The 10,086-nt window shown below is 54.4% G+C and carries 9 protein-coding genes and 1 pseudogene; 5 read left to right on the top strand and 5 right to left on the bottom strand.

The genetic code is table 11. The features are described 5' to 3' along the window. Nucleotides 1–113 precede the first annotated feature (113 nt). The gene (locus ACP5VX_RS04445) at nucleotides 114–1,424 is read right to left on the bottom strand and encodes an SLC13 family permease (RefSeq protein WP_428724690.1); all 1,311 of its coding nucleotides are present in this window, start codon (nucleotides 1,422–1,424) and stop codon (nucleotides 114–116) included. 150 nt (nucleotides 1,425–1,574) lie between these two features. Between ACP5VX_RS04445 and ACP5VX_RS04440 the strand changes: the two genes are divergently transcribed. From ACP5VX_RS04440 to ACP5VX_RS04430, 3 genes are read left to right on the top strand one after another with little or no spacing between them, the layout of a single operon-like run. Beyond that, nucleotides 1,575–2,291: a hypothetical protein gene (locus ACP5VX_RS04440; protein WP_428724688.1), complete on the top strand. Its 717-nt coding sequence runs from the start codon at nucleotides 1,575–1,577 to the stop codon at nucleotides 2,289–2,291. Nucleotides 2,292–2,299: 8 nt separating this feature from the next. Then, entirely contained in the window at nucleotides 2,300–2,584 is a 285-nt protein-coding gene (locus tag ACP5VX_RS04435) for a TIGR00304 family membrane protein (RefSeq protein ID WP_428724687.1), read from the top strand. 4 nt (nucleotides 2,585–2,588) lie between these two features. Further along, nucleotides 2,589–2,879: a hypothetical protein gene (locus ACP5VX_RS04430; protein WP_428724686.1), complete on the top strand. Its 291-nt coding sequence runs from the start codon at nucleotides 2,589–2,591 to the stop codon at nucleotides 2,877–2,879. On the opposite strand, the gene ACP5VX_RS04425 is transcribed toward ACP5VX_RS04430, so the two are convergent. After that, complete coding sequence (locus ACP5VX_RS04425; protein ID WP_428724685.1) at nucleotides 2,863–3,855, bottom strand: ATP-binding protein; 993 nt, start codon at nucleotides 3,853–3,855, stop codon at nucleotides 2,863–2,865. The two genes, ACP5VX_RS04430 and ACP5VX_RS04425, sit on opposite strands and share 17 nt — an antisense overlap. Nucleotides 3,856–3,918: 63 nt before the next feature. Here ACP5VX_RS04425 and ACP5VX_RS04420 point away from each other — a divergent pair, with 63 nt between their 5' ends. Both ACP5VX_RS04420 and ACP5VX_RS04415 read left to right on the top strand, forming a co-directional pair. Further along, on the top strand, nucleotides 3,919–4,845 hold the full coding sequence (locus ACP5VX_RS04420; protein ID WP_428724684.1) for a glycosyltransferase family 2 protein: 927 nt from the start codon (nucleotides 3,919–3,921) through the stop codon (nucleotides 4,843–4,845). A gap of 71 nt (nucleotides 4,846–4,916) precedes the next feature. Continuing rightward, a complete protein-coding gene (locus ACP5VX_RS04415; protein ID WP_428724683.1) occupies nucleotides 4,917–5,189 on the top strand; it encodes a transcriptional regulator in 273 nt (90 codons plus the stop codon). Between the two features lie 348 nt (nucleotides 5,190–5,537). Here the strand turns inward: ACP5VX_RS04415 and ACP5VX_RS04410 are convergent, their stop codons facing one another. The 3 genes and pseudogenes from ACP5VX_RS04410 to ACP5VX_RS04400 all read right to left on the bottom strand — a co-directional run. Continuing rightward, nucleotides 5,538–7,451, bottom strand: a complete 1,914-nt coding sequence (locus ACP5VX_RS04410; protein ID WP_428724682.1) for an ABC transporter permease — start codon at nucleotides 7,449–7,451, stop codon at nucleotides 5,538–5,540. A 12-nt stretch (nucleotides 7,452–7,463) separates the two neighbouring features. Next, entirely contained in the window at nucleotides 7,464–8,567 is a 1,104-nt protein-coding gene (locus ACP5VX_RS04405; protein ID WP_428724681.1) for an ABC transporter permease, read from the bottom strand. Nucleotides 8,568–8,682: 115 nt separating this feature from the next. Continuing rightward, nucleotides 8,683–10,086: pseudogene (locus tag ACP5VX_RS04400) on the bottom strand (ABC transporter substrate-binding protein); the annotation flags it as partial.

Here is a 10,086-nt window from a genome sequence, read left to right as displayed (position 1 = left end):
ACACCCTGCCCTCGCTTTGTACGAGTGCTCTGACACCTGTATACAATCTAAATAAAAGTTATGGAGACTCGTGGCTTAAAACCCGCTCCACTCAGGTCGTCTGAGAGGGCGCCCTATGAGACTAAGCCTAGAAGTTGTAGAGGTGCTAGGAAAGCGAAGTAGACAACGATGTTTACCAGCGTCACTATAGCGCCAATCTTCGCGAACTTCGTGAAGGTGATGGTGGTCCCCATTCTCGACTCGAGGTACTCTACGATGATTATGTTGGATGCCGCCCCGAGTATGGTCAGGTTCCCAGCTATCGTCGTGGACATAGCTAGCGTCAGCCAGGGCAGGTCTTGTTTTCCTGTGTAACCCGCTTCGTGAAGCTCGGTTATCATCAGCCTGGTGAAAGGCACGTTACTTATCAGCTGGCTCCCAACTACTGAGAGGGCCGAGATCGATAGAATACTGAGAGGCGTGTCGACCGGTTTTCCCGAAACAAACAGCGCCAGAAGTGGGTTTAGGAAGCCGCTCCTCCAGACCCCTTCCATGGTTATGAACATCGATATGAAGAAGACTATAGTGCCCCAGTCCACCTTGCTTAAGACCTCACGTGGGTTCTCCGAGAACACATATATGGCCGAGGCGACGACAAAGGGGATTATCCCCCTCTCCTCTACGTAGGGGAGACCCATCAGCTGTAGTAGGTCGTTAACCACGAGCGCGGATACCGAGACGGCCAGCCCTATACCAGCCAGGGCAGCGTCTCTCCTGCTTTTTATCGTCTCCTCTGGGACTAGGAGTACCTCGATCTTCCGCCCGTTTCTTACGCCATACAACTTCATCAAGATTAAAGGCGTGACGAGTAAGTTGAGAGCGGTCGGGATTGACAAGTAGAGTACAAATTTCACAAAGGGCGCCGACATGCCAGACCTAACAGCGATTAGCATGTTCTGCGGGTTACCAATAGGTGTCATGACGGAGCCGATGGTCAAGGAGAAAGCCAGTAGAAGCATCATCATTTCGGAGTCGACGCCGATCGCTTTCGAGATAGTGTAGGCGATCGGCGGGCCCATCAACGCGACGGTATCGTTGACGGCTACAGCTGACAGAAGCCCGAATAGTAGCGAGGATGCTACTATTAGCGACCTTCTCGTCTTGAACAGGCGTATGAACCTGCTCGCCACGTAGTCTAATAGCCCGGACCTCTCCGCTAGGCCTGTGATACTAAACATGCCTATCAAGAACAGCACGACGCTGAGGTCTATCACGCTGTTAAGCTCGTCGAGCCTTACGAGGCCCGACGCTACAGCAATAAACGCCGTGAACGTCATGATACTCCATATAGGGGTCTTCGGCCTCTTACCCCTAATAACTAAGGATACCATTAGCAACACTACTATGAGACCGCCCGCCGCGAGCTTGACGTTCACTTCCTTCACCAATCCTATCCTAACTATGAAGTGTGAGCTAGCTTAAAGAGGGGGCTCCTCGCGATGACCCGGTAAAGGAGTCCCGCGGGCGATTCTCTAATAAGCCTTTTAGACCCGGGCCGTCGGATAAAATAAAGTACCGGCAATACCCGGGGGAACATGTTCGCGCTCTACGCTTCTATAGTCAAGAATCTCCGCGGGGTGGTCCTGTTCGATCTCGACGAAGAGGGTAGCTGGGACACTGTGGAGTGGTTGAGGAAGAGGTTCAAGTACAGAGATCTCGGCTTGACACCGAGACTCGTGGAGAAGTACAGGGACAAAGTCGAGAGGTACCTTCAAGGGAACCCCTTCAGAGAGCTGACGTTACCCATTACAGGGCTTGAGCGCATGGTCGAGCTTCTGGAGAGCGGGGGCGTGTCGCGGGAAGTCTCCGAGCTCTTGGTGTTCTCCTCCGTCTACATTTCGCCAGCTATGTGTATTGGCGAAAAGTACTGCGGAGAGGTCGCGAAGTTTGTGGACGAGGCCGTTAAAGTGTGTAAGGAGATGGGCGTAAACGATTGGAAGCTACATCTAAGAATAGCAGACTACTCAATACTCGACTGGTACGAGAAGTGCGTTAAGACCTCTATGGACGTTATCAGGCGGAAAGACCCGCGTCTTTTGGAGGAGGTACTCAAGGCTAGGGCCCAAATGATCGAGAAGGATAAGAAGAGGTACTGGCGGATCGAGTGCGGCAGTGGGAGGGTATTTCTCGGCTACGTGGACTTACTGGGACTATACTATAGGCTCGGGCTGATCGACCGCGTCGACAAGCCCGACTATTCCACAGGCCTCGCAATAGTCCCCGTGGTGTTCATACCTGGTGGCATGAAGTAGTTTATAGCATGGTAATCTGCATTAGAGATCTGTTAGTGATGGGCTTGGTTGGAGTTCTCATCGTAGTACTGGGGATGGCGATCAGCCTCGTAGGCTTCCTGCTGATGCTGTTCGGGGCCTTACTTTCTGGGGAGGAGGATAGGGAAGACAGAGTAGAGGGTGGGGGTGTTCTGATCATCGGGCCGATACCCATCGTCTTTGGGACGAGCAGGAGGGCTGCCCTAGTAGCGGCGATTATCGGGTTAGTATTAGTGGCTGTAACCATAGCGTTCCTAGTGCTAACCACGTGGTGATGGTATGAGCAGCCTAACACGCATAGGCTTCCTGCTCTTCGTGGCAGGTATTGCTATATCGATTGTAGGGGTTTTACTAGCAATCTTTGAGTCCTCGACGTCGGCCACCAACGTGTCGACGGGGTTCTGTGTAGTTCTGTTCTTCGTCCCGCTCTGCTTCGGCTCAGGCCCGGCTGGGGGTGTCCTGTTAATCCTCTCTCTACTGGTCGCTCTATTGATAGTAACCTCTATTCTCCTACTCGTAGTTCTCTCGCGTGGACGCGCGCCAGCCCAGCCGCCTAGCCTACCGAGCTAGGCGGGGTGCCGGTTACCCGACGCGTCCCGCTCGCCGCGGCCTGTTCGATAATCCATCTTCTGACCACGAGCCCCATCGGCTGGCCCAGGGCTCTCCTCGTAAACCTGCAAAACGAGCACTCGGTTCCGCTACTTATGAGGCCGCAACTAGCACAGGCCTTCGGCTTGGCTTGCTCCGCTGACCTCATAGACAACGTTCTCCTAGCGTGAGACCTGAGTAGTGAGATCTTGAAGCCGGGGGACTCCTCTTCGGCCTTGTCGAGCAGTTCTCTTACGTACCGCTCGAGCCAACCCGCGTGCTTGAACGGGCACTTTACGCTCACGAACGGTAACCCGTAGAGCTTCGCAAAGGTCTCGATCTCGAACTCGTAGAACTCGTAGAGCGGCTTGATTTTTCTAGCGGCGAGCCCCGGCACCTCGTAATTAACGGGGGAGATCTTGTAGAGCTGGTCGTAGTCCTGTAGCAGGAAGCTCTTCACTATGTACACGGCCATGTCGTCTGCGTGGTGGGCAGTAGCCAGCGCATCGTAACCCAGGTCCAATGTGAGCGCGTTCAGTACGTACCTCTTTACCATGCCGCACACGCTGCAAGGGCTTCTTCTAGTCTTCGCGACGAGCTCGGGGATGCTGATACCGTACTCGGATAGGTCCACAATGAGGTAGTCTAGACCGTGCTCTACACTGAACCTTCTCACGGTCTCCACGGATATCCTGGAGTACTCTCCTATGGACAGGTTTACGTGGACTACGAGTAGTTTCGCGAGACCAGACTCCGAGAGAAGCTTGGTGAGGGTTACGCTGTCTTTACCGCCAGAAACGCCCACGACGACCTTGCTACCTCTACCGAACATCTTGTACCTCTCCACGCTCCTCTCGAGCTTACGTAGAAGGTACTCCGCGAAATGCTCCCTGCAGAGGTTGAGCTTAGCATAGGGCAACCTCACAACAGCTTCCCTGTCGCAGTAGTGGCACTTCACTGCTACAACACCTAGGCTCGAGGCACTAGCTTTTTACATAAACCTGTTGATAGACTTATCAAGGTGCCGCCCAGGTTGGGCAACGACGTCTCGACGGACTTCACCATCCTCATCCCCGTGCTGAACGAGAGGGAGGGGCTGGAGAAAACCCTTAGAGAGGTAATCGGGTTGGGTTACGACCCAGCCAGGGTTCTCGTCGTAGACGGGGGCTCGACTGACGGTACACCCGAGGTCGCGAGGAGTTTGGGAGTGAGAGTGGTTCGACAAGAAGGGCGTGGTAAGGCAGACGCCATAAAGTCTGGCCTAAAGTACGTGACAGGTAGCGTCGTTGTAGTAATGGACGGCGACTACACTTACCCGGCCGAGCACATCCAAGACCTGATTAAAAAGGTCGAAGAGGGCTACGACCTAGTCATCGGAGCCAGGAAACAAATCGAGAAGGGGGCCCAAAGCATAGTGTATAGGTTCGGCAACTGGTTCCTGACCAGCCTGTTCAACGTCTTTTACGGCGTGAAACTGAGCGACGCGCTGAGCGGCATGTACGCGGTGAGAAAGCGCATCCTAGACGAGGTCGAGTTCGAGTTCAAGGACTTCAGCGTTGAAGCCGAGATCTTGTCCCACACCCTCTCGACGGGCTACAAAGTAGCCGAGGTCCCCATCAAGTACAGGAAGAGAGTGGGCAAGAAGAAGCTTGGTGTTAGGCACGGCTTCACGATACTCTTAAGCATGTTGTTGCTAACGTGGAGGTACAACCCGACTTTCACCGTGTTCTTACTCGGAGCCCTGACCCTAATACCGGGACTGTACTTCGACTTCTACGTGCTCCTCATGTACTTTCTAACAGGTGTCATACACCACATTAGGGCCCTGGTAGGGGCCATATTCACGACAACAGGTATTGTTAGCCTCTCCCTCGCGCTCTCGGTGTTCTACATGAAGAGAATGGAGGTTAGGTTGCTGAGGAGGATATCGCAGTACTGCCACGGCTAAGTCGTGGAAGTTGTTTGGTCCAACAACACGTTTTTATCCCTTGAGGTACTTTCTGAATATGGGGGTTACCAATGAACAGGGATCAAATGGTCGGTTGGGGTCTAGTCGTTGTGAGCATCATAGTCATAGTGGTGTACGGCTACATACTGTTCATGACCCCCTACTGGGTGCAGCTACTCCAGTTAACAGCGATGATAGCTGTCCTAGGCGTGTTCGGAATACTGGCTTGGATCGGCTACACACTAGCCACCACACCGCCTCCTAAGCCCATTGAGGAGATTGAGAAGGAGATAGAGGAGGAACTCAAGAAGCTAGAACAAGAGAAGTCGGGTGCGCCTAGTTAAGCCGGCTATTAGAGCCGCTCTAGATCGCCACGGCTGCAACACCGAGAGGCGTTTTTGCTGATTCCTCTAACAGAGAGCATAAAACACCGCGACTGGATCTATCCTCTACTAGGATGATGAGTTACTCCCGGTTAGATAGGTGAAGAGAACTTACCTGGCTGAAACCTCACCCCCGAGCAAGAGGCTATTACTCGAGGGGTTAGTGGTATTCGACGATTGCTCCCGGGCGTTTGAACGACAGATAGTTAATTGTGGTTAGGGCTCGTGTGAGAAGGCGGGTAGCGGTCGACTTCGTGTCCCACGAGCACGTTAAAAACGCTATCGCGAAAAGTGCTTGCCTTACTCCCTCTACAGCGTCCTCAGCCTCGGCTCAACGATCCTCTCGATCGCTAGACCCACCAACACGAAGGCCAGGCTCGTTATCGAGATCAGGATGCCCGGAGGTAGGATCCACCACCACACGTCGTACCTGTTGGAGTCCCTTGCCCTACTGAGTACTGCACCCCACGTGGGGTACCCCGACCTTATACCCAGCACACTTAGACCCGCCTCGGTCAGTATGGCCGACGGCACTGAGAACACCATGGAGGCTACACCGTAGGCTGCCACCTGCGGTAGTATGTGCTTGAGGATCACCCTGCTGTTGCTCGCGCCAAGCGCTAGCGCGGCCTCGATGTACGGCTCCTCCTTGATGCTCAGGGTCATCGTCCTGACGGTTATCGCGAGGCCTCCCCAGCCGAAGACTATCAGGACCGTGATTATGGTCATCAGCACCATGAACGGGTTGTTGACGAACACCAACAACGCGATCTGGCCCAGCAGTATAAGGATCGGCAGGAGCGGTATGTTACCTATGACGTCAACGGTCCTCTGGATCGCCTCGTCGACGTAGCCTCCGTAGTATCCGCTAATGACGCCCAGTATCAGCCCTATCAGTGTTGTCGCCACGGCCGCTGTCAAGCCTATCGCCATGGCGACGGGGAACCCGTAGAACAGTATGACCGCTAAGTCTCTGCCGATGTCGTCCGTGCCTAGCAGTCCGAAAGCCGAGCCCTTGAATATAACACGCACGGTCTTAACAGGTAGCCCTGGCAGCTGTGACAGCGGGGCCTCCGTGGAGTAAGACACGATGACGTCTGCAGTGTACGTCCCCGTAAGCGGCTGCGTCTGTATTTCGATGTTGTAGTACTTTGTAGTCGTCTCGAAGTCGTTTATAACTTTCGAGAGCGACGTCATCGCGGAGGACAGGGCACTCGACATCTCTGGTGTGAGAGTGTTGTAGGCGGCCGAGAAGGCGTAGGCCTGAGTCAAGTTGCCGAGCGCGGCGTATAGGTGTGGTACCATATCGGAGGGGGTCCTCGAGGCCAGCGCCGTCCTAAGCTCTGAGAGGGCTCTGCTGAGGCTTTCCTTGACCAAGTCCGAGCCAGGTGCGCCGGGAGTTACGCTGTTCGCGACTGTCTCAACCTGGTGGTATATCGGTAACAGGTCAGAGGACACGTTTCCGAGAGTCACGGTTACCTTGGGCTTCCCGAATATGTAGAACTGCGGGAAGCTCCTCATCAACGTCACGATGTTGTTGATTATCCCGAGCCTCACGACGGACAGCAGAGTCGCGTTATTCCCTATAACGCTGGACAGCTGCGTCTCGTTTATGTACTTCGACCCGAGGGCCTCAGCTATTCCACCGTAGTTTGTCGTTGCCAACTTCACGTCTGTTGTCGCGTAGAGCCCTGTTATGTTGCTAACGGTCGGGGTTGCGGATGTCAGGGTAAACGTCAGGTTGTCTGGCCTCGTCAGTTTAAGGACTATTGTTGGGGAGACCACCTTTGAAGTACCGTTTACCTGGACGTTGAACACGGCGACACCTTGTACCTTGACGAGTATGTCTTGCGGGTACTGCGGCTGTGTCAACGTGTACTTGACAGTGTATACGTAGTACATGAACCCGGCTTGCTCCATCGACGTAGTGGGCCTAGTTAAAACGTTGACGCTCTGCGGAGCAACCGGCTGGCCCAAGTAGGCGACCCATGCTGGAGGGACTAGCAGGGGGTTCTCGTCCCAGAAGGACGGGCTCTCCCACATGGCGAGCAAGTTAGAGGGCATTGTAACGGTCGCTACCGCGGATACCCCGACGAGTACGAATAGTAGAGCGAGCCCTACTTTACCCGTGCCGAAACTCCAGACCTCTTTGAGGCCGCCCCACAGCGGCTTGATGAACTTCTGCTTTATTAACGTGGTTAGAGAGGGCTGCTGGGCCGCCATAGCTACCCCACCCTACCTGTACCTGACTCTCGGGTCTAGGATGATGTACAGTACTTCTAGTAGCAGCCTTGCCAATATATACACTAACACTAGGATGAAGAAGACGCCCATCACAGTGTTCACGTCGCCTGTCGTGATGGCGTAGTACGTCAGCGTCCCCATGCCAGGCCAGTCGAAGACGGACTCCGTTATTATCAGCCCGCCCAGGGAGCCCGCGAGGGCCAGGATCACGTACGTCACTATAGGAGGGGCCATGACCCTCACAATATACTTTCTTGCTATATCCTTCTCGGGCAGCCCCTTCGCCTTGGCCACCATGACGAAGTCCTCTCGCACGATTCGCAGTACCATGGCCCTGATAGAGTACAGCCAGGTGCTTAGGAACGCTATGACCAGTGTTATGACTGGGAGCGTCGCGTACCATGATATGTAGAGCGTGTTGACCAGCGGATTGCTCCAGAACGTGTTTATGTACGTCATCAAGGCTCTGTAGTTGGTCGGGAAGATCCTGAGCGTGTAACCGAAGACCGAGAGGAGGATCATAGCCAGCCACCAGACCGGGACAGCGTTGAAGAGCGCCGCGTAGCTAACTATGAGCCTGTCCCACAATGAGCCGTGCTTATAGGCTATCCTTGGAGCTAGAGGTAGCGCTATCAGAGCACAGACGAGCTCGGCCACGGTGGCCATTAGGATGGTCCTCGGCAAGACGCCCGCTATCACGGTTATAACGGGCTGTGGTGGTAGCCTACCTATCAACCCGGTTATGCCCTCCTGGTTAGTGTAGCCGAAGTCGAACTTGAGGCTGTTAAAGACCAGCTTCCACATCCTAATGTAGGGTGGGACCGGGTTGCCGTTGGCGTCTATGAGGCCGTAGTACTCCATCCAGTACTTCGTCATCTGGTTCTTGAAGTTCTGGATATCGGCCGGTGACGCGCCCGGGTGCGTCCTGGCGTATACCTGTACATCGGACTGCACGTTTTGCGTCACAAGTGCCTCGTATATCTTTTGCGCGAAACCAGTGCCCTCGAGTATCGCGGCCGTTAATATGACTATGAGTATGAAGGCGATCGTGAGTAGTACCGCTCTCCTTAATATTACCCTACCAGTGCCCGGCATAGCCCTCACACTCGTACCGCTAATAAAGGGAATTAGAGGGAGTATTTATACGTATCCTCAGGGCAGGACTGTATTGGTGTGGGTCGAAAAAATAGTTGTGTTTAAAATTAGGAAGCTACTTCTTTCTAGCTAGCCCAATACCGCTGACTATTAGAGTCACTACTACGAGCCCGAGAGTGGCGTATACTAGGTTCTGTAGCGTGGAGACCTGGCTCTTCAAAGCCTCAACGTCGCTGGCCGAAGCGGCTCCCTGTAGTGTAGTCTGCATGCTGGCCAGTGTGCTCTTTATGCTCGATAGGTCGCTGGATATGGAGGAGAACTGGCTGTTTGCCGAGCTCTGGAAGCTCGTCAGTGTGGCCTGCGTCGTGTTGACCACGTTGGCCAGGTTGGTCAGCACGTCCGAGACCGTCTTGATGTTCTGGGTTAGAGCCGTCATGACAGCCTGGATCTGCTGCCCTAGCATGGCTGTCAGGGTGGAGTTCAGCTGTGTTAGCTGGGTGTTCAACTGGTTAATCTGGTTGTAGACGCTGGATATCTGCTGGTTCAGGGCGCTCTGCAACTTATTCAACGCCTCCTGGTTCAAGCTCTGCATGTACTGGAGCGCCTCCGCAGTCGAGGCCGTGGTCAACTCTATCTTCTTCATGTCGGGCATCGCTACTACGTCAGAGTAAGCCAGGAGTATCAGGTAGTATGTGGTCCTGTAGTCCAGGTTGATCGTGAAGTCGCTCGGGAAGGAGATCAGGAACGCCGTCTGGTTGATCTGGGCTGCGTCGCCAGTCGACAGTATGTTGCCGGCAGCGTCCTTCAGTATGTACTCCAAGTGTAGCGGTGGTATACCGTTGACTATGACCGTCAAGTTGGCCGGGCTACCCGGCAGTATCTTGCCGGGTATTACTGTGCTGAGAGTGTAGCCGCCTATCAGTGTCGTGATGGGCTTGCCGAAGTACCAGTCGCCCTTCTTGAATGGGTAGGTCGGGTCTCTGAAGGCCTTGTATACAGCCGTTTGCGCGTCTTTATCGAACTTGTCCAAGTAGAACGGGCCCTGGCTTATCCATGCGTGGCCGTGGGCGTTGATCCAGTCCAGGTCGGCCTGTATCCTGGCGTTCCACTCGTCCATCGTGAGGAGGCCGTTCGCGTACGCGTTGGCCTTCGCAAAGACAGTCTGGTTGTTAAGGTACGTGGCAAGAGTGTTCTTCACCAGAGCCACGTGGTCGGGGTAGACAAGGCTGAACCACTGGTATCCCTTCCTCTGGTAGAGCACTAGGCCCGTCTGGTTCCTCTGGTCAAGTGCCAGCTGCCACGTCACGGTGTGTATCTCGAGCGGGTTGGCTATGCCTAGAGTCGCCATTCCGGCTATGTAGTTGGTGTCGAAGAACCAGTAGTCTATGTAGACGATCAACCTCTTGTTCTGGGCATCGAAGACCAGGCCCTTAATTAAGTCTAGTGTCGGCTTCAGGTTGCTCGCGAGCCTGGGCTCCAGCGCGCTGTACTTCGGGTCGTAGGTTAAGTCAAACGCGTA

Origin of the sequence: Thermogladius sp. (assembly GCF_049970955.1) — an archaeon.
In the GTDB taxonomy this organism is placed as follows: domain Archaea; phylum Thermoproteota; class Thermoprotei_A; order Sulfolobales; family Desulfurococcaceae; genus Thermogladius.
This window is presented reverse-complemented; position numbering and strand designations above follow the sequence as displayed.

Excerpts from the sequence above, each read along its gene's own strand:
- ACP5VX_RS04440 (WP_428724688.1), top strand. The coding sequence starts at position 1,575 with ATGTTCGCGCTCTACGCTTCTATAGTCAAGAATCTCCGCGGGGTGGTC.
- ACP5VX_RS04405 (WP_428724681.1), bottom strand. The coding sequence starts at position 8,567 with ATGCCGGGCACTGGTAGGGTAATATTAAGGAGAGCGGTACTACTCACG.
- ACP5VX_RS04435 (WP_428724687.1), top strand. The coding sequence starts at position 2,300 with ATGGTAATCTGCATTAGAGATCTGTTAGTGATGGGCTTGGTTGGAGTT.
- ACP5VX_RS04410 (WP_428724682.1), bottom strand. The coding sequence starts at position 7,451 with ATGGCGGCCCAGCAGCCCTCTCTAACCACGTTAATAAAGCAGAAGTTC.
- ACP5VX_RS04415 (WP_428724683.1), top strand. The coding sequence starts at position 4,917 with ATGAACAGGGATCAAATGGTCGGTTGGGGTCTAGTCGTTGTGAGCATC.
- ACP5VX_RS04430 (WP_428724686.1), top strand. The coding sequence starts at position 2,589 with ATGAGCAGCCTAACACGCATAGGCTTCCTGCTCTTCGTGGCAGGTATT.